The following is an 18391-nucleotide window of genomic DNA, read 5'->3' as shown; positions in this document are numbered from 1 at the left end:
CCCATTTCCAATTGGTTCTATCTAAAGTCAGTTGCACTTGGTCGAATGAAAACATATTGAAAATCAACTGAGAAATTTGACGATAATCAAAATACTGACCTGCAAAGAAGCGCTGCATACGCCGATAAAATGATTGTGGTAAGCACTTGATGGGCAAGGCTTTAGATGCAGAAGAAAGATTGCACGTTTGCTTTAAAATGATCGCAAGCATGATGAGCGAAAAGCACTTTAAATGTGACTTGTTCCATTTTAGAGATTTGTTTAAGATAAGATATAACTCATTGAGATGTGTCATAGTATTCGTCGTTAGAAAACAATTATTGTGACATTATTTCAATGAGTTATCTATTTTTGTCGTGTACAGAGATGGAACAGGCTTTTCCAGCAGTCACTTTAAAGTGTATGAAAAGTGATACAGGTACGATTTTGGGCTTTGTTGGTGTGGCAGAGAAAAAGATTGAGATGTTGTTTATTCGAAATGCAGCACGAGGTCAAGGCATTGGCAAGCAGTTGTTATTTTATGCAGTTGAACAGCTTGGTGCGACTAACGTAGATGTCAATGAACAAAATCCACAGGCAGTTGGTTTCTATGAATGTTTAGGCTTTAAAGTCATTTCTCGTTCCCCACTGGACGGATTGGGCAAACCTTTCCCAATTTTGCATTTGAGTTTGTAGCTTTAAATTGTTTGGGTAAAAAAAGCCATCCGAAGATGGCTTTTTAAAAGGTTCTCAGGAATTAAAGAAAGCTTGGTAAATGACGGGCTGGATCCGTTTCACGGGCAGCCTGTGCCTCAGCAACGGTCATGCCAAGTGCTTTTGCAACCCCTTCACCATAGGCAGGGTGGCAGGCATGGCAGTTACGAATATGGCGATATTTGATGAAGTCCAGCGCATCGCCCATTGCACGGGCAGTGTTGTCAAACAAGACCTGCTGTTGTTCAGGTGTCATCAGTTCAAACAGCGCACGAGGCTGGCTGAAATAGTCATGGTCATCTTCACGATAATCCCAGAAATCCGCATCACCATTGATTTTTAATGGGGGTTCCCGATATTGGGGTTGTTCCTGCCACTGATTAAAGCTGTTTGGCTCATAGTGTGGTAAACCGCCATAGTTGGCATCAATACGGCCCTGACCATCACGGTGATTGCTATGTACAGGGCAGCGTGCCGCATTGACTGGTATTTGTTGATAGTTGGCACCCAAGCGGTAACGCTGCGCATCGGCATAGTTAAATAAACGTGCTTGTAACATGCGGTCTGGCGATACGCTTATACCCGGTACTAGATTGCTTGGCGAAAAGGCTGACTGCTCCACATCCAGGAAGAAGTTTTCAGGGTTGCGGTTCAGTTCAAATTCACCCACTTCAATCAATGGATAGTCACCATGCGGCCAAACTTTGGTCAGGTCGAATGGATGGTATGGTACTTTCTCTGCATCCTGTTCTGGCATAACCTGAACAAAAAGTGTCCATTTTGGATAATCACCATTTTCAATCGCATCAAATAAGTCACGTTGATGGCTTTCACGGTCTTTCCCTACGATGCTTTCGGCTTCAGCATCGGTCAGGTTTTTAATGCCCTGCTGGGTTCTAAAGTGGAATTTCACCCAGAAACGTTCATTGGCCGCATTGATGAAACTATAGGTGTGACTACTGAAACCATGCATATGACGGTAGCTGGCAGGAATACCACGGTCTGACATCACGATGGTGACTTGATGCAGTGCCTCTGGAAGCAGTGTCCAGAAATCCCAGTTGTTGGTTGCACTGCGCAAATTGGTTTTCGGGTCACGTTTGACCGCTTTGTTCAGGTCAGGGAATTTACGTGGATCACGTAGGAAGAATACAGGGGTGTTGTTGCCCACCATATCCCAGTTGCCTTCCTCTGTATAGAATTTTAACGCAAAACCGCGAATGTCCCGTTCTGCATCGGCCGCACCGCGTTCACCTGCAACGGTGGTAAAGCGGGCGAACATCTCGGTTTTCTTGCCGATTTCACTAAAAATCTTGGCGCGGGTGTATTGGGTAATGTCATGGGTGACGGTAAACGTACCAAATGCACCTGAACCCTTGGCATGCATACGGCGTTCAGGAATCACCTCACGGACAAAGTTGGCCAGTTTCTCATTCAGCCATAAGTCTTGGGCTAATAATGGTCCTCTCGCACCTGCTGTCATACTATTCTGGTTATCCACTACAGGTGCGCCAAAGTCTGTGGTTAAGTGGCTAAAAGGACATTTTTTATCGTCTTGGCTCATGGTTATTCTCCATTTACAGGATGACTGTTGAGTTGAGTCATCCGAATTATTGAGTTGTTGTAAATTGCATCATGAAATGTGTTGGATGTTTATAGTTTAACAATAGGCTGCTGGTGGCTTTTTTTCCAATGGATAAAAGCGCATACAACAAGTGCTTTATTCGATGGACACAGCATACCATCTTAAACAGGATTTACGTTTTTTTGCTTATAGATACTGTTAAAAAAAGCACCCTAAACAGGATGCTTTTTTACTTTATGCACTGAGCAAGCGATTAGACTTGACCATATCGGCTAAGCCATGGGTTCTAAAATAATGCTCCAGCCAGCTTTTAATCAGCAAAGGATTGTTCATTTTTAACACATCGTCCAATAGCTTTTTGGCATCGCTCATCGGCACATGGCAAATGGCTTTACGTACCCGCAAGATGTTGCTTGAACTCATGGAAAGTGTATTGAACCCCATCGCCATGAGCAGGATGGCGGTCAGGGGGTCGCCCGCCATTTCTCCGCATACACTAATCGGCTTCTGGTGCTGATGGCAGGCTTGAACAAGGTTTTGCAAAGCCCGCAGCACAGACGGATGAAAATGTGAATAGACATTGGCAACATGCGGGTTGTTACGGTCAACCGCAAGCAGGTATTGGGTCAGGTCGTTGGAACCTACAGAGAAAAAGTCTACCAACTCTGCAAATTCATCAATCTGGAACAGGACACTTGGAACCTCAACCATGATGCCGATTTTAGGTTTGGTGATCTTCACCTGTTCTTCTTCCTGAACCGCAATCCAGTCACGTTCCAGCAAATACAGGACTTCCTCCACCTCACTGACACTGGTGACCATCGGCAGCAGGATATGTAGGTTATTCAAGCCGATGCTGGCCTTGAGCATGGCGCGAATCTGTGCGGAAAAGATTTCTGGATGGTCAAGGGTAAAGCGCAGGCCACGCCAGCCTAGTGCCGAGTTTTCCTCTTCAATGCTAAAGTAGGGTAGGTCCTTATCCGCACCAATATCCAGCGTCCGCATAATCACAGGCTTGTTGGCAAAATGGCTAAGCTGTTGACGATAGATGGCACGCTGCTCTTCCTCACCTGGGAAGCGCTCACGCAACATAAACGGAATTTCACTGCGATATAAACCGACGCCCTTGGCCCCCCGTTGAACCCCACGCACCACATCAATCATCAAGCCTGTGTTGACGAACAATGGAATTTCCACCCCGTCAGGAGTAATGGCATCACGGGTTTCGTATTGCTTCAAATCTTTGGCAATCTGTTCTTCTTCTTTCTGGACTTCCTTATAACGCTGGCGTAGACGGCGCGGTGGATTGACAAAAACACGTCCCTGATAGGCATCGACAATCATCTCAATGTCATCAAGGGTGTTGATTGGCAATTCGGTGACACCCACAACCGTTGGAATCCCCAGAGCGCGTGCCACGATTACCATGTGTGAATTGGCAGCGCCTTCAGAGGTCACAATCGCTGCAATATTATCGACAGGCAGTTCAACCAGCGCCGCAGTGCTGATCTCTTCACCAATCAGGATACTGTCAGGGCTGAGTTCACGATGGCTTGAATCCGCCTCCTGTAGGCAGGCTAAAATGCGCCGTCCCAAATCCTTGAGGTCAGAAACCCGTTCGCGCAGGTAATCGTCCTCCATTTGTGCAAACAGTGCCACATGCTTGTCAATGACTTTGCGCACTGCACCCTGAGCCCAGCTACCTGTGCGGATATGGTCCTTGATTTCACTGGGTAATGCATTTTCATCCAGCATGCGCAGGAACACGCTGAATAACGCGCGTTCCTCTGACATGAGGGAATCCTGCATTTTTTCATCCAGAGACTGGATTTCCTTACGAACAGAGGCAATGGCCTGATCAAGCAATGCCAGCTCGTCACTAATGTCCTCAGCTTCACGGTCTGGAATTGCGGTCAGGTCGGCGGGCGGGTAGAGCACAATCGCCCGACCCAATGCGATACCACCCGCGCCAGAAACGCCCTGAAAGGTCTTGTAGGTGGAACCACTATTCGGTTTTCGGAAAACATCAATATTTCCGACTGCATGCGCATGGGCGATGACACCAGAAAGCTGTGCGCACAGTGTGACAAGGAACGATTCAGCCGCCTCGCTAAAGTCCTGGGATTCCTTGTTTTGAACCACTAGAACGCCCATGACTTTGCGACGGTACATGACAGGTACGCCGAGGAATGAGTTAAACAGCTCTTCACCTGTTTCGGGTAAATAAGCAAAGCGTTCATGTTTCGGCGCATTGTCTAAGTTGACAATTTCTTCGCGTTGACCGACTAAACCGACCAAACCTGTACCGACACTTAAAGATACTTGTCCAACGGATTCAGGGTTTAAACCTTTTGAGGCCATCAACACATAACGACGATTACGCTCATCTAAGAGATATATAGAGCATACATCCACGTGCATCGCTTCAGCCACATGATTGACCATAATGTCCAAAGAGTCATGCAAACTGACGGACGCATTGATTTCTTGCACAATGCGTCTAAGGGTGTCGAGTTGCATGTTTGACATGAGGTGTCTGCTCCTGTTTATTGAATCGTTATATGCCTATTTATAACAGCTATATCGTTAAAAATCATTGTTTAAAGTCATGATTTTGCGACAATTAACGCTGAGGTAACTGTAAACACAACTCCATCATGGCTCTGCGGTAAACATCTCTTTTGAAGTTTACCACCTGACCCAATGGATACCAGTAACTCACCCATTGCCATTCATCGAACTCGGGTGGGTCTGATAGATTTAACTGAATATGATGCGGCGATGCCGTTAATTTCAGTAAAAACCACTTTTGCTTTTGTCCAATACATACGGGATCTGAATCTGACCGAATGTACCGATGTGGCAAACGATAACGCAGCCAACCCTTAGTTTGCGCTATAATCTGGACGTGTTCGGGCAATAAACCGACTTCTTCTCTCAGTTCACGGTAAAGTGCCTGTTCAGGGGTTTCTCCAAACTGGATCCCTCCTTGTGGAAATTGCCAAGCATTGTGACCAATGCGTTTTGCCCATAAAACTTGTCCGTCATCGTTTGCCAAAATGATCCCGACGTTGGGTCGGAAACCTTCTGAGTCGATCATTTGGCTACCTAAATTTTCTCTATATCGTTGACTTTGATCTCGGGGACAGTCACTCTTCACGTCCAACTCGAAAAAGGTCAAAGTAAAATGTTTAAATTGCTATGATCTTAACGAATTTTTAGTGACTTACGGAAATAGATTTACGTTTTTTTTCTTTAATTTGCATTTAAATGAGTATTTATATGAAATTGGCTTTGTTTGATTTAGATCACACCCTGTTAAATACCGATTCTGACCACTCATGGGGTGAGTTTTTGGTCAATGAAGCCCTGGTTGATCCTGTCCATCATCGCCAAATGAATGACAAGTTTTATGAAGACTACAAGGCGGGACAACTCGACCCAATTGCCTATAATGAATTTGTATTTGAATTTCTCACCAAACATGACAATGCTTATTTAACTGAACTGCATCAGTTGTTTATGCAAAAGGTGATTCGTCCACAAATGCGTCCCAAAGGTTTTGAGGCCATCAGGAAGCATCAGGATATGGGACATGCCATCGTTGGGATTACCGCAACCAGTGATTTTATTACCGCACCAATTTTCCGTGAGTTTGGCATTACTGAAATTATTGCCACCAATGCCGAGGTGCTTGAGGGTAAATATACGGGTAAGGTCACAGGTTTGCCATGCTACCAGAAAGGCAAGCTGGCACGTCTGGACCAATGGCTAGATGGTCGGATGGTTGAAGAATCGTGGGCCTATTCAGACTCGATTAATGACCGTTTCCTACTTGAATATGCCACCCATGCCATTGCAGTCAATCCTGATGATCGTTTGGAGAAGCTGGCACGCGAACAGGGCTGGGAAATTCAGGACTGGTCGATTTAATCAAAAAATATAGAAAAATGTTAAACATATTACAGTTTTAATATGTTTAACATGTTGAATAATAAGAAGATCACTAATTGGATATAAAAAATGCAAGAGTATCGTGATGAAACTGAACAAACTAAAAAACCAACCTGGCTAGATTATGTCGCCGAAGGTTGTGGGGAATTGATCGTACAACTTACATTATTAGGAATCTGTTTTTTAATTGGGAATGTTTATTTTGCCTATGTTGCTTTTGGCGTAGGTGCACTATTTTTGATTTTACCTTTTGCGATGTTAGTTTATTTTATAGCGAAAAAATATGTGAAAAAGCAAAGGCTAAACTATCAAAAAGCTCAGCAGAATGAGAAGTGAAAATATTTTGTTTTTAGGAAAGGTTTTTTTTGATATAAAAATGTTTTTGATAGGGGTAAATAATGAAAAAACAACAAATTGAATTGCCAGAGAAGTTGTGGAAAGAGCAAAGTGTTGATTTAACCCGACACAGTTATCAAGGTCAGTTGCTGAGTAAACGTGATGGTTTCAAATTGGGCAAGGCTCAGCGTAAAAAGATTCCAAGGGAACATCTGTCACAGTTGTCAGCGCGACCACAGGGTATATCTGCATTAAGCATTTATGATTGGAGCAATCAGGGACGTTTAGAAAAGCTTAAGCCCATTCGTGCCAAAAGGATGAGTGTGTCTCCATTTACCTTTTATCGTGGTATGCCTTCCCAGATGCTGTTTGATCAGGCATGGGAGCAGCATCATTCGGGTTTGTTCCAACAGATTTGTGGCGACTGTCATTTAAGTAATTTTGGTGGTTTTGCCAGTCCTGAACGTAATCTTCTTTTTGGAATCAATGATTTTGATGAGACCTTGGTTGCGCCATTTGAATGGGATTTGAAACGTTTGGCAACCAGCTTTGTGATTGCTGCACAAGATGTTGGGTTGGGCAACCGTGTAGGCTTAAAAGCCATTAAAACCATGTTGAATAGTTACCGCCAACATTTACTTGAAAATATGGAGTTATCACCATTACAGGTATGGTATGAGAAAGTTGATGCCAGTACATTGCTGGAAAATACGGAATGTCGAAAACTCAGAAAAAAACGGGCCAGACATTTGGACTCCGCCCAGAAAAAAAATGCCCACTCGGTTTTGCCTAAACTGACCCAACAGGACAAAGAAACAGGTTTTAGACATTTTATTGATGATGAACCTTTGCTTTGGCATCCAAAGCCAAATGAACCGTTCAGCAAGAATGTGGATGAATTTTTTAGACAGTATCGTGATTCATTGAAACATGATCGGCAGGTCCTATTTGACCGTTATCAACGTACCGATGTGGCATTCAAAGTGGTGGGCGTGGGGAGCGTGGGCACACGTTCAGCCATTGCACTGTTTCAGGATGCCGATCGTGAGCCGTTGATTTTACAGATGAAAGAAGCCAACCCCTCTATTTTAAGTCCATTATTCTCTGAAAAAGTGAAGCATGAAGGCGAGCGTGTGGTGTATGGCCAGCAGTTGATGCAAGCTGCAAGCGATATTTTTCTTGGCTATTCCACCTTGGGGCAGCATTTCCATGTCCGCCAACTGCGTGATATGAAGATTTCAGTCGACTTAACCGATATGGACGATGAGTATTTTCATGAATATGCGGAAAGCTGTGGTCTGGCTTTAGCCCATGCCCATGCCAAGGCGGGGAATGCCGATGTTTTGATGGGTTATCTGGGCGAGGGGAATACCATGGTGGAGGTTTTACAGGAATATGCCACACAGTCTATGGAACGGAATTTAAATGACTATCAGCATTTTATGAATGAGATTGCCGATGGTAGGATTCAGATTGCTGGAGATGAGGCACTTTAATCATCGGTATATTGCTACAGATGAATTGAAATAATTTAAAAGGTTTGTGAAAAAAATGTTTAAAAAAATGATGTCTGGTTTAAATATGCAAGGGGTAAACGTCGAAACACGTTTATATAATCCTACGTTACAGGCTGGTGAGACACTACGCGGTGAAATTAATTTTACTGGTGGGTCAACGAATAAGGAAATTAATGGCTTATATCTAAAATTGATGACCATTGCAGAGGTTGAGTCTGGCGATCATGAATTTAATCAGGCTTTGGTGCTGGATCAGTGGTTGATTAGCTCGAAATTCTTGCTGGCTGCAAATGAGTCACATCATATTCCATTTACCATGGAAATCCCTCATGAAACCCCTATCACTGAAGTTTCCTGCCGACGTAATGGCGCTCGTGTATGGATTGAAACACACATGGATGTTGACTGGGGACTGGATTCAACCGATCGTGACTATTTAAAAGTGACCCCAACACCAGCGATGCAGGCTTTTTTACAGGCGATGCAACAATGTGGATTTGTTCTGTCGACTGTGGATGTTGAAAAAGGGCAACTGACCGCAAGAAATTTTAGATCAACGATTGGCTGCTATCAGGAGCTAGAGTTTGTATCTTCACAGATGTTTAGTGGTTTTAATGAGGTGGAGGTATCCTTTGTTGCTGAAGCGCAGCAAACGCATATCATGCTGGAAATTGATCGTACCTTTCGCTCAGATCAGTTGCTGACGATGACCATATCAAACCATAATTTGGACGTGAATCAGATCACGCAGCAGCTTCGCCGTTTATTGCAGATTGGATAAAGGATTACACCATTCCTCCCTAAAGGGAGGTTTTTTGTCATCTTATTGTCATCTTTTCTTCTTGAGATTTAAGCATGAAAATAAAAATAAATCAGGAAGCACAGACTTCCAACAAGCTTGATGCATTAATTCAATTAAAACGCCATCAACCGCATATAAAAATACGCTGGATTATCCTGCCGATTTTAGTCTTACTGCTCATGTATAGCTGGCAACAGCAGATCTTTACCGCTTGGGTTTTACTCCCATTAATATGGACAATTATTATTTTAAACCATGTTTTGATCGCCAAGACTCGAAGGAATAAATTAGAGAAGATTGAGCAACTCAACATTGATCCAATATTTTGGAATAAATTAAAACAACAATATCCCGAACTGAGCTTAAAACAACGTCGGCTGATTGAACTTGGATTTAAGGATTATTTGGCATTACACGTGATGCAAAAACAAGCCTATGCCATGCCTTCACATGCAGTCGATGCTTTATGGCATGTGATGTTGCAATATCCGATCCAGTATCAGCAATTATGTGAGCAAACCATAGGTCGAATGTTGAATCATAGCCCTTATGACGGAACAACGAGACCAGAAGAACAAGCAAAGCAATTATTTGAAGCTTGGAAATATAGCTGTATGTTACATGGATATAATCCAAGGAATACGATGCAATTGCCACGACTATTTGCGGTTGATCAGGTGTTGGGTTGGGAAAATGGACAATCGTTTGAACTGGCGCAAATGACTAAAGATTTTGCAAAATATGTGCAAGATCAATCATCATCTTCATCCAGTTGTGGCAGTAGCTGTAGCAGTTGTGGCGGAGGCGGTGACTAACTTGGCTTTAGCTAACCTAGCCAAGTTGCATCATATTGATTAATTCTTCCGCTGCTTTTGATTGGATTCGTGCAGGATGCCACACCATACCCAGTTGACGTTGCATATCGAGATTGAGATCAAGTTGTTTTAAATCCTGATTGAGTAAGGTCTTGGGTAGAACTGACCAACCCAAACCAATTGAGACCAACATCCGTATGGATTCTAACGGATTGTTGCTCATGGTAATTTTCGGTTTTAGCCCTTTCTTTTCAAATTCCGCCAGCGTGATCTGGCTGGTATAGGTATGTGAGGCGGGAAGCAGGCTTGGATAGGCAATCAGGTTTTCCAGACTCAGTTCTGTTTGCTGTGCTAATGGGTGAAAAGGTGCAGTGACAAAAATCAAAGGATCATTCCAGATGGTGACATAGTTGAGACGATCATCGCCAACAGGAGGCAGGGTTAAAAACGCCAGCTCCAGTTCACCTGCCAGAACTTGCTCATGCGCCTGTTCAGAATCAACAAAATGCACATCTAATGTCACTTGCGGAAATTGCTGTACAAAACGCTTTAGGGGTGCAGCAAGGTGGTGTAGGCCAATGTGGTGACTGGTGCCAATCTTTAAACGGCCTTGTACCTGTGATTGTTCATGGCTCAGCGTATGGTGAATTTCTCCAAGCTCATTCAGCCAGGTTCTCACTTTGGGTAAAAGGGAATGTGCTGCATGGGTCGGCTGAATCCCTCGTCCCGCAGATTCAAATAGTTTGACACCAAAATATTCTTCCAGACCATGAATACGTTTAGTGACGGCAGGCTGGGTAATAAAAAGTTGTTCTGCTGCAATTGAGATTGAACCCGTTTCCATCACTTTTAAAAATGCTTCAAATGCAGCAAGATTCATACAGGCTTACTCAAATAACTTTAAAAATAGGTGCTCAAATATTGATGCGGAAAATTAAAAATAATTCCAAACTTTTTCATGGAAGAAAAAGGCAAAAGCTTGTACGGTTGGTTCAATTAAACTCAAGGTTGCAGCCATGATTAAATTGCCAGTAATCATATAGGCAACTATCATTGCAACACTAATATGCATGATGTAGTAACTCAAGGTTTTTTTTAAAGTCCGTTGATTGTTAATCACGAATTGCTGAATGTTTGCCATATCGCTCACCACTTCAAATCCTATTTAATTAAATAATAATGATTATCATTTAAAAAGTAAAAAAGAAATTTCTACTCTTGATGATCGAACTTTTAGATAGCTAAGGATTTATCTCTTTTATTGAAAAAATTGATGCACAAATGAATTATATATTCCAAAAAGTTTAATAACTAATAAAAATGATAAATTAGATTTATGTGAAAGCATTGCTATAATAAATCTAAGATTTAGTTACCCAGTCCTATGACAAGCACGTTGGAGAGCGACGACATGGCAGGCAAGACATTATATGACAAATTATGGGATGACCATTTAGTTAAGCAGCGTGATGATGGTTCAAGCTTGATTTATATTGATCGTCATTTATTACATGAAGTGACTAGCCCTCAAGCATTTGAAGGCTTACAACTTGCTGATCGTCAGCCATGGCGTTTAAGTGCCAATGTCGCAACACCTGATCATAACGTTCCGACTTCTAAAAAAGAGCGTGAGCAAGGTATTGCTGGGATTGAGGATGATACGTCTCGTATTCAGGTTCAAACTTTAGATGATAACTGTAAGACCTTTAATATCGTTGAATTTGGTATCAATGATATCCGTCAGGGTATCGCTCATGTGGTAGGACCAGAGCAAGGCTTGACATTGCCTGGCATGACGGTGGTGTGTGGTGATTCACATACTGCAACACATGGTGCTTTTGGCTGTTTGGCACATGGAATTGGAACTTCTGAAGTTGAGCATGTGTTAGCAACTCAATGTTTAGTACAGAAAAAATCGAAAAACATGCTTGTTCGTGTTGATGGTGTATTAGGCAAAGGCGTGACGTCTAAAGATGTTGTTTTAGCGATTATCGGCAAAATTGGAACGGCTGGTGGTACAGGCTATGCCATTGAATTTGGTGGTCAAGTGTTCCGTGATATGTCGATCGAAGGACGTATGACCGTATGTAATATGGCAATCGAAGCGGGTGCGCGCGTAGGTATGGTCGCTGTTGATGACAAAACCATCGCTTATGTGAAAGATCGTAACTATGCGCCTAAAGGTGAGCAGTGGGATCAAGCGGTAGAATATTGGAATACCTTACACTCAGACGAAGATGCTGTATTTGATGCGGTAGTCGTATTGAATGGTGCTGAGATTGAGCCACAGGTTTCTTGGGGAACATCTCCAGAAATGGTGATCCCTGTTTCGCAAGCAGTACCGACTTTAGAACAAGCAAAAGATGATGTTCAACGTAATGACTGGACTCGTGCTTATCAATATATGGGTTTAACTGCTGGTCAAGCATTGTCTGATATTCAATTGGATCGTGTCTTTATTGGTTCATGTACCAATTCTCGTATTGAAGATATTCGTGCTGCGGCAGATGTCGTGAAAGGGCGTAAAGTTGCATCTAGTATTAAACAGGCGATGATCGTTCCAGGTTCAGGTTTGGTGAAGCAACAAGCAGAACAAGAAGGCTTGGATCAAATTTTCTTAGACGCTGGTTTTGAATGGCGTGAGCCAGGTTGTTCAATGTGCTTAGCAATGAACGCTGATAAATTACAACCAGGTGAACATTGTGCATCTACTTCGAATCGTAATTTTGAAGGTCGTCAGGGTAACGGTGGTCGTACACATTTGGTGAGCCCTGCAATGGCTGCAGCGGCTGCAATTGCTGGTCATTTTGTTGATGTACGTTCATTCTAAAGGAGCAAAATCATGAAAAAATACACTGTAGAACAAGGTATTGTTGCACCTTTAGATCGTGCAAATGTTGATACCGACTTAATCATTCCAAAGCAGTTTTTAAAGTCAATTAAGCGTACAGGTTTTGGCGATAACTTATTTGATGAATTGCGTTATCTGGATGAAGGTTATTTAGGGCAGGACATTAGCAAACGTCCGATTAACCCTGAATTTGTGTTGAATAAACCGCGTTATCAAGGTTCAACGATTTTATTGGCACGCACGAACTTTGGTTGTGGTTCAAGCCGTGAGCACGCACCTTGGGCATTGAATGAGTATGGTTTCCGTACCGTGATCGCGCCAAGCTTTGCAGATATTTTCTTTAACAACTGCTTCAAGAATGGCATGTTGCCTGTGATTTTATCTGAAGAGATTGTTGATCAGTTATTCAAGGAATGTGCTGAAACTGAGGGTTATCAATTGACCATCGATTTAGAGGCTCAGGAAGTACGTACGCCAACAGGTGAAGCATTTAAATTTGAAATTGATTCATTCCGTAAGCACTGCCTATTAAATGGTTTGGATGATATTGGCTTAACTTTACAAGTGGCAGATGATATTCGTGCCTATGAAGAAAAAGCCAAACAGGCGCGTCCCTGGGTGTTTCAGGAAATAAAGGCCTAGTTTTTTGTTGACTGGAGATACCTGAATGTCTGGGGACATTTTAAATATAGTCATAGCGCAGACATTGAACTCTTGCTAACATGCTAGCGAATAATATTTGCTTGCATGTGTGCATGTTATGAGGGCTGGGCTTGAATAATGAAAAGAAGACTCGCTTACAGTATTTTACTGTGTCTAGGCGCTGCTACGACTTTGACTGCATGTCAAAATGCACCCAATGTGGTTGATCAAGTTCGTATCGTACAAAACACGTTAGAAAGCAAAGCGGACAACACAACTTTATATTGTTCAGGTGTTGAGAATTGTGAGTTTGAACGAATCGGTGATATTGCCGTGATCGATGCTAAATCGCACCGTATTAGCCAACAGGCGATGGAGCGAGGGATTGTACGATTGCATGGTTCGGTTTTCAGCCGAAAACAGCAAGTCTATTTGAGTATACCTGCCAAGCAATATGAGGTTGTGATTCGTTTCTATCCAATTTCTCTAGACCGCGCCGAGATGTTCCATGTGATTCACGAGTTCAAGCCGAATCAAAGCTATACCTTTAAAATGTACCGAGACCGTGCATATCGTTCGGGTAGTTTATTAAATGTATCTGCACCTGAACCCTTATGTGTGGATTTACAGCAAGAACAGCATACCATTCGCCGCTTCTGTCGCCCATATGATGTGAGCACAGGTTTGGGTGAATTTGTTGAGAAAAAGATTTAATCCGCTTGCAGTATGAACGCTGCATATATGAAACTGGAAAAATAGATGTCTAAACATATTTTAATTTTGGCAGGTGATGGGATTGGTCCTGAAATTGTGGGCGCTGCTGAGAAGGTCCTGAACAAGGTCAATGAAAAATTTAATTTGGGTTTGACATGGGAACAGGGTTTGTTGGGGGGGGCTGCGATTGATGCACATGGAGAACCTTACCCAGCTGTCACCAGTGAGCAGGCGAAAAAAGCCGATGCAATCTTGTTGGGCGCGGTTGGTGGGCCTAAATGGGATACCATTGAACGTTCAATCCGTCCAGAGCGTGGCCTGTTAAAAATCCGCAGCGAATTGAACCTGTTTGCCAACCTGCGTCCTGCAATCCTTTATCCACAATTGGCGGGCGCTTCAAGTCTGAAGCCAGAAATTGTTGCTGGTCTGGATATCCTGATTGTACGTGAGCTTACAGGTGGTATCTACTTCGGTCAGCCACGTGGTATTCGTGAACTGGAAAATGGTGAAAAGCAAGGCTATAACACTGATGTTTATTCAGAAAGTGAGATCAAGCGTATTGCCAAGGTGGCGTTTGAGCTTGCAGGTCTGCGTGGTGGCAAGGTGTGTTCAGTTGACAAGGCAAATGTCCTTGAAGTGACTGAATTGTGGAAGCAAACCGTAACTGACTTGCAGCAGGCACAATATCCAGATATCCAGTTGTCACATATGTATGTGGACAATGCAGCGATGCAGTTAGTACGTGCACCAAAGCAGTTTGATGTGATCGTCACAGGTAATTTATTTGGTGATATCCTATCTGACGAAGCAGCAATGTTGACAGGTTCGATCGGCATGTTGCCTTCTGCATCTTTAGATGAAAATGGTAAAGGCATGTATGAGCCATGTCATGGTTCTGCACCAGATATTGCTGGTCAAAATGTTGCTAATCCATTGGCAACTATTCTTTCAGTTGCGATGATGTTACGTTATACCTTCCGTGAAGAAGATGCAGCAAAAGCAATTGAATATGCTGTAGGTCAAGTATTGGATCAAGGTTTGCGTACAGCAGATATTATGTCTGAAGGCATGACAAAAGTTGGCACAGATGCTATGGGTGAAGCTGTAGTTTCAGCACTAAACTAAGTGTTATAGCCAATTTAAAACGCAGCTTAGGCTGCGTTTTTTATAACTCAATGCAATAGGCGAACTAACACACCTTGCCTTCATAGCGAATAGAGCGAGCAATTTGTTGTTGGTCTAGCTCAAAAATGATATGACATTTTAAATTGAGATCATAATTACTATCTGTATTGCCAGCACTTTGAATTGGTATATTTTGAGCACCAAGTCCAGCCGATTGAGCGGTTGGAGTAGGAATACGAATTCGGCGAATGACAGTGTAAATTAGCTGACTGCTTTGTTTGATTGGCTGGGCGATAGTCTGAAAACCTAGAGGTTTTAAATCGAACTGCTGTTGGATTATGATTGCAGATTGCCCAATAAAAAGTTGTAAATAATTAGGTAGGCTGGTTCGATTTTGGTATGCAGTGGTACATGCTTGTAAAGATAATATGATTAGAAATTATAAATACTTAATTTTTCCATTTTGATCTATTTTTATTCAATTCTTAAATTATGTTGGTGGCAAGTTCATTTGTATGAACTGACAAAAATATACAAACTAGTCTATTTTAGGCAATATTCAATTGAGTTCAAATGTGCATAGATAGATCGCAAATAAGCGATTGAGAAAACTTGATGCACAAATTTATATTTGGGCTGATGTGTGGCGCTTTAGCAACATTCAGTCATGCAGATAATTGTGATAAGGCACGCAATACGTATGATGATATTTACTGTACCAATAAAATTTATGCGAGTGCCGATGCTGACTTAAACAAGAATTATCAGCAGTTACGCCAGCAGCTCAATGAGACACAACAAAAGATTCTGAAAAAGGCACAGCTCGCATGGATACGTCATCGCGACGCAAGCTGTACAGATTCACAGCAGAACAGTGTTGATGTGCAATGCCGCCTGACCACAACACAGGAACGCAATCACTGGTTGCTGGAACGTCTACGTGAGTGCCAAACCGTAGGATGTAAAACCACACGTTTAAGTGAATAAACCCTTGTTTATGCACCTAAAAAAGCCACATATTGATGTGGCTTTTTTGCATTCACTAATTCTTAGCGTGCACGGTAAGTGATACGACCCTTGGTTAAGTCATAAGGTGTCATTTCAACTTTTACGCTGTCGCCTGTCAAAATACGGATATAGTGTTTACGCATTTTACCAGAAATGTGAGCAATAACTTCGTGACCGTTTTCTAGACGTACACGGAACATCGTATTAGGAAGCGTTTCGGTGACAACGCCTTCGAACTCAATGAGTTCCTCTTTATTGGCCATAGCCTACCTGATGATCAAATTGGAAAGGGGCAAATTATAGTCAATTTATTTGAATTTTACAAGGTGAAGCTTATGTAAACCTTTTAGATCTTTATTAATAAAAACTGTCAGACAATCGACGAATTTTTTTAACAATAGAAGCAGAATAGTGTTGTCAGTTTGGTCAATCAACGTTAATCTAAATTTAGTGTTATTGTCATAATAAAGTATCTACAGGGAAGGGCACTGCGTGGGTCAGTTAACAGATGCATCAGTTGTATTGCGCTTTGGGTATCAGGCGATTCGTAAAGCTGGATTACCAACTGAAGAGATTTTAACAAAGGCAGGTGTGGCACTCAATCAGGTTGATACAAACGCCAGAACACCATTAAGTGCGCAAAATGCATTCTGGATTGCGGCACAGGAAGTCAGCAATGATCCTGATATTGGATTGCATTTAGGTGAGCATTTACCGCTCTATCGTGGTCAGGTGATTGAGCATCTATTTATCAGTAGTGAAACCTTTGGGGAGGGCCTGAAACGTGCTCTGGCCTATCAGCGCTTGATCAGTGATGCCTTTGATGCCAAACTGGTGATTCAGGATGGACGCTGTTATTTAAGCAATGGCGAACAGTACTGGTCTGACAATCTGGTCAATCGCCATTTTTCTGAATGTGCGATGTCAGGTATTCTTCGTTTCTTTAAATTCATTACCGAAGGGCAGTTTCAGCCAATCTACATTGACTTCAACTTCAATGAAGGTGCGGATGATGATGAATATTTTCGGGTGTATAGTTGCCCTGTCAGTCTGGGTCAAAAAGAAACCCGCCTTTATTTTGATGATGCCGTGCTTGATTATCCATTATGGCAAGCTGAACCTGAATTACTGCAGCTGCATGAACAGCTTGCGATTGAGAAGTTGCAGGAACTGGCTCGATACGATTTAGTGGGTGAGGTACGCCGTGCCATTGGTTCGACACTGGAAAGTGGTGAAACCACACTGGAAACTGTTGCGGCACAACTGAATATTACCCCACGCCGTTTGCGTACCCAGTTGAGTGAAGCCAATACCAGCTTTCAGCAGATTCTTTCCGATTATCGCTGTCGTTTGGCGAAGAGGCTGCTGGCGAGCACCAATGAAAGTGTGGAGCGAATCGTTTATTTAACAGGGTTCTCCGAGCCAAGTACGTTCTACCGTGCCTTTAAGCGCTGGACCAATGAAACGCCAGTGGAATACCGTAAACGCAAACAACGCTAGATTTTTTAGAATGACTAAGCCTTATCTTTTATCGATAGGGCTTTCTATTCAGGCAGGTTTAACCACTGTGGACCTAGTGGTGGCTGTGGCAAGTCAAATTCTTCAGGGTAATAGGCCTGAATAAAGTAAAGTCCGTCAGGCGGTGCAGTAATACCAGCAGCTTTACGGTCCTGTGCAGCGAACATGGTGTCAATATGCTCAATCTCATATAGGCCCTGTCCAATCTCCAGTAAACAACCCATGATATTTCGTACCATATGGTGTAGGAAACCGTCTGCCTGAATATCAAGAACTAAATAACGACCATGTTTAAATAGACGACAATGCTTTACATGGCGTACAGGCTGGTTTGACTGGCAGGCCGCTGCACGGAATGACTCAAAATTATGAGTGCCCTCAAACTTGGCCGCTGCCGCAATCATTTTCTCTGCATTTAACGCATGATAGATATGGGTAACCTGTTTATGGAGTAACGCTGGGCGGTGAGGGGCGTTATACACGACATAGCGATAACGACGCGCAACCGCCTTGAAACGCGCATGAAAATTTTCATCCATGCACTTGATCCACTGAATTGAAATATCCTTTGGAAGCTGGCTGTTCGCACCCATCAGCCAACCGCGTTCAGGGCGGACTGCCTCAGTGTCAAAATGGGCAACCATATTGGTGGCGTGCACGCCTGCATCGGTACGTCCAGCACCATGTAGTAGGATAGGTGCATTGGCAATTTTGCTGAGAACTTTCTCAATGGTTTCCTGAACACTTGCAACGCCTGCCTGTTGGGTTTGCCAGCCACGGTATTGAGTACCACAAAATTCAATACCAATTGCATAACGTTGCATATTTAAA

20 protein-coding genes and 1 pseudogene are annotated in these 18391 nt (G+C 42.9%); 12 read left to right on the top strand and 9 right to left on the bottom strand.

What is annotated here, in order from left to right; all coding sequences use genetic code 11:
• A pseudogene (locus F988_RS01035) lies at window positions 1–295 on the bottom strand (IS4-like element ISAba33 family transposase); the annotation flags it as partial.
• A gap of 56 nt (window positions 296–351) precedes the next feature.
• On the opposite strand from F988_RS01035, the gene F988_RS01030 reads away from it, so the two are divergent.
• A complete protein-coding gene (locus F988_RS01030) occupies window positions 352–675 on the top strand; it encodes a GNAT family N-acetyltransferase (protein ID WP_228127211.1) in 324 nt (107 codons plus the stop codon).
• Window positions 676–736: 61 nt separating this feature from the next.
• On the opposite strand, the gene F988_RS01025 is transcribed toward F988_RS01030, so the two are convergent.
• From F988_RS01025 to F988_RS01015, 3 genes are all read right to left on the bottom strand, one after another.
• The gene (locus F988_RS01025; RefSeq protein ID WP_004680591.1) at window positions 737–2257 is read right to left on the bottom strand and encodes a catalase; all 1521 of its coding nucleotides are present in this window, start codon (window positions 2255–2257) and stop codon (window positions 737–739) included.
• A gap of 255 nt (window positions 2258–2512) precedes the next feature.
• The gene (gene ptsP / locus F988_RS01020) at window positions 2513–4807 is read right to left on the bottom strand and encodes a phosphoenolpyruvate--protein phosphotransferase (RefSeq protein ID WP_004680589.1); all 2295 of its coding nucleotides are present in this window, start codon (window positions 4805–4807) and stop codon (window positions 2513–2515) included.
• A gap of 94 nt (window positions 4808–4901) precedes the next feature.
• The gene (locus F988_RS01015; protein ID WP_004680587.1) at window positions 4902–5378 is read right to left on the bottom strand and encodes an RNA pyrophosphohydrolase; all 477 of its coding nucleotides are present in this window, start codon (window positions 5376–5378) and stop codon (window positions 4902–4904) included.
• 182 nt (window positions 5379–5560) lie between these two features.
• Here F988_RS01015 and F988_RS01010 point away from each other — a divergent pair, with 182 nt between their 5' ends.
• The 5 genes from F988_RS01010 (at window position 5561) to F988_RS00990 (ending at window position 9702) form a co-directional block, all read left to right on the top strand.
• Window positions 5561–6211 (top strand): HAD family hydrolase, encoded by a 651-nt coding sequence (locus F988_RS01010; RefSeq protein WP_004680586.1) that lies wholly within the window; start codon window positions 5561–5563, stop codon window positions 6209–6211.
• Window positions 6212–6301: 90 nt separating this feature from the next.
• The gene (locus F988_RS01005; protein WP_004680584.1) at window positions 6302–6568 is read left to right on the top strand and encodes a hypothetical protein; all 267 of its coding nucleotides are present in this window, start codon (window positions 6302–6304) and stop codon (window positions 6566–6568) included.
• Between the two features lie 59 nt (window positions 6569–6627).
• The gene (locus F988_RS01000; protein WP_162130236.1) at window positions 6628–8064 is read left to right on the top strand and encodes a DUF2252 domain-containing protein; all 1437 of its coding nucleotides are present in this window, start codon (window positions 6628–6630) and stop codon (window positions 8062–8064) included.
• A gap of 55 nt (window positions 8065–8119) precedes the next feature.
• Window positions 8120–8866 carry a sporulation protein gene (locus tag F988_RS00995; RefSeq protein WP_004680582.1) on the top strand — a complete coding sequence of 249 codons (747 nt, stop codon included), beginning with the start codon at window positions 8120–8122 and terminating at the stop codon, window positions 8864–8866.
• 74 nt (window positions 8867–8940) lie between these two features.
• Entirely contained in the window at window positions 8941–9702 is a 762-nt protein-coding gene (locus F988_RS00990; RefSeq protein WP_004680580.1) for a glycine-rich domain-containing protein, read from the top strand.
• Between the two features lie 16 nt (window positions 9703–9718).
• Here F988_RS00990 and F988_RS00985 read toward each other — a convergent pair whose 3' ends face one another.
• Both F988_RS00985 and F988_RS00980 read right to left on the bottom strand, forming a co-directional pair.
• Window positions 9719–10582, bottom strand: a complete 864-nt coding sequence (locus F988_RS00985) for a LysR family transcriptional regulator (protein WP_004680577.1) — start codon at window positions 10580–10582, stop codon at window positions 9719–9721.
• Between the two features lie 54 nt (window positions 10583–10636).
• Entirely contained in the window at window positions 10637–10843 is a 207-nt protein-coding gene (locus F988_RS00980; protein WP_004674543.1) for a DUF2061 domain-containing protein, read from the bottom strand.
• Window positions 10844–11113: 270 nt separating this feature from the next.
• Here F988_RS00980 and leuC point away from each other — a divergent pair, with 270 nt between their 5' ends.
• The 4 genes from leuC to leuB all read left to right on the top strand — a co-directional run bounded on the left by leuC (window position 11114) and on the right by leuB (window position 15034).
• A complete protein-coding gene (leuC, locus tag F988_RS00975; protein ID WP_004659116.1) occupies window positions 11114–12532 on the top strand; it encodes a 3-isopropylmalate dehydratase large subunit in 1419 nt (472 codons plus the stop codon).
• A gap of 12 nt (window positions 12533–12544) precedes the next feature.
• The gene (gene leuD, locus F988_RS00970) at window positions 12545–13195 is read left to right on the top strand and encodes a 3-isopropylmalate dehydratase small subunit (RefSeq protein ID WP_004680574.1); all 651 of its coding nucleotides are present in this window, start codon (window positions 12545–12547) and stop codon (window positions 13193–13195) included.
• 138 nt (window positions 13196–13333) lie between these two features.
• Window positions 13334–13909, top strand: a complete 576-nt coding sequence (locus tag F988_RS00965; RefSeq protein WP_004680572.1) for a hypothetical protein — start codon at window positions 13334–13336, stop codon at window positions 13907–13909.
• A 45-nt stretch (window positions 13910–13954) separates the two neighbouring features.
• Complete coding sequence (gene leuB, locus F988_RS00960; RefSeq protein ID WP_004680571.1) at window positions 13955–15034, top strand: 3-isopropylmalate dehydrogenase; 1080 nt, start codon at window positions 13955–13957, stop codon at window positions 15032–15034.
• Between the two features lie 64 nt (window positions 15035–15098).
• On the opposite strand, the gene F988_RS15640 is transcribed toward leuB, so the two are convergent.
• Window positions 15099–15467, bottom strand: coding sequence for a hypothetical protein (locus F988_RS15640; protein ID WP_081399026.1), 369 nt, complete (start codon window positions 15465–15467; stop codon window positions 15099–15101).
• Window positions 15468–15649: 182 nt separating this feature from the next.
• On the opposite strand from F988_RS15640, the gene F988_RS00955 reads away from it, so the two are divergent.
• Window positions 15650–16021 (top strand): lysozyme inhibitor LprI family protein, encoded by a 372-nt coding sequence (locus F988_RS00955; protein ID WP_004680570.1) that lies wholly within the window; start codon window positions 15650–15652, stop codon window positions 16019–16021.
• Between the two features lie 62 nt (window positions 16022–16083).
• Here F988_RS00955 and infA read toward each other — a convergent pair whose 3' ends face one another.
• Window positions 16084–16305 (bottom strand): translation initiation factor IF-1, encoded by a 222-nt coding sequence (gene infA / locus F988_RS00950; protein WP_001284370.1) that lies wholly within the window; start codon window positions 16303–16305, stop codon window positions 16084–16086.
• Between the two features lie 229 nt (window positions 16306–16534).
• On the opposite strand from infA, the gene F988_RS00945 reads away from it, so the two are divergent.
• A complete protein-coding gene (locus F988_RS00945; RefSeq protein WP_004680569.1) occupies window positions 16535–17542 on the top strand; it encodes an AraC family transcriptional regulator in 1008 nt (335 codons plus the stop codon).
• A 44-nt stretch (window positions 17543–17586) separates the two neighbouring features.
• Here the strand turns inward: F988_RS00945 and truA are convergent, their stop codons facing one another.
• Entirely contained in the window at window positions 17587–18384 is a 798-nt protein-coding gene (gene truA / locus F988_RS00940; protein WP_004680568.1) for a tRNA pseudouridine(38-40) synthase TruA, read from the bottom strand.
• Window positions 18385–18391 lie beyond the last annotated feature (7 nt).

Origin of the sequence: Acinetobacter parvus DSM 16617 = CIP 108168, assembly GCF_000368025.1 — a bacterium.
In the GTDB taxonomy this organism is placed as follows: Bacteria; Pseudomonadota; Gammaproteobacteria; order Pseudomonadales; family Moraxellaceae; genus Acinetobacter; species Acinetobacter parvus.
The sequence above is the reverse complement of the archived record's forward strand: the minus strand, read 5'-3'. Positions and strand labels throughout refer to the sequence as shown.

Coding starts and splice junctions, on each gene's coding strand:
- F988_RS01025 (WP_004680591.1), bottom strand. CDS start 2,257: ATGAGCCAAGACGATAAAAAATGTCCTTTTAGCCACTTAACCACAGAC.
- ptsP (WP_004680589.1), bottom strand. CDS start 4,807: ATGTCAAACATGCAACTCGACACCCTTAGACGCATTGTGCAAGAAATC.
- F988_RS01015 (WP_004680587.1), bottom strand. CDS start 5,378: ATGATCGACTCAGAAGGTTTCCGACCCAACGTCGGGATCATTTTGGCA.
- F988_RS01010 (WP_004680586.1), top strand. CDS start 5,561: ATGAAATTGGCTTTGTTTGATTTAGATCACACCCTGTTAAATACCGAT.
- F988_RS01005 (WP_004680584.1), top strand. CDS start 6,302: ATGCAAGAGTATCGTGATGAAACTGAACAAACTAAAAAACCAACCTGG.
- F988_RS00995 (WP_004680582.1), top strand. CDS start 8,120: ATGTTTAAAAAAATGATGTCTGGTTTAAATATGCAAGGGGTAAACGTC.
- F988_RS00990 (WP_004680580.1), top strand. CDS start 8,941: ATGAAAATAAAAATAAATCAGGAAGCACAGACTTCCAACAAGCTTGAT.
- F988_RS00985 (WP_004680577.1), bottom strand. CDS start 10,582: ATGAATCTTGCTGCATTTGAAGCATTTTTAAAAGTGATGGAAACGGGT.
- F988_RS00980 (WP_004674543.1), bottom strand. CDS start 10,843: ATGGCAAACATTCAGCAATTCGTGATTAACAATCAACGGACTTTAAAA.
- leuC (WP_004659116.1), top strand. CDS start 11,114: ATGGCAGGCAAGACATTATATGACAAATTATGGGATGACCATTTAGTT.
- leuD (WP_004680574.1), top strand. CDS start 12,545: ATGAAAAAATACACTGTAGAACAAGGTATTGTTGCACCTTTAGATCGT.
- F988_RS00965 (WP_004680572.1), top strand. CDS start 13,334: ATGAAAAGAAGACTCGCTTACAGTATTTTACTGTGTCTAGGCGCTGCT.
- leuB (WP_004680571.1), top strand. CDS start 13,955: ATGTCTAAACATATTTTAATTTTGGCAGGTGATGGGATTGGTCCTGAA.
- F988_RS00955 (WP_004680570.1), top strand. CDS start 15,650: ATGCACAAATTTATATTTGGGCTGATGTGTGGCGCTTTAGCAACATTC.
- infA (WP_001284370.1), bottom strand. CDS start 16,305: ATGGCCAATAAAGAGGAACTCATTGAGTTCGAAGGCGTTGTCACCGAA.
- truA (WP_004680568.1), bottom strand. CDS start 18,384: ATGCAACGTTATGCAATTGGTATTGAATTTTGTGGTACTCAATACCGT.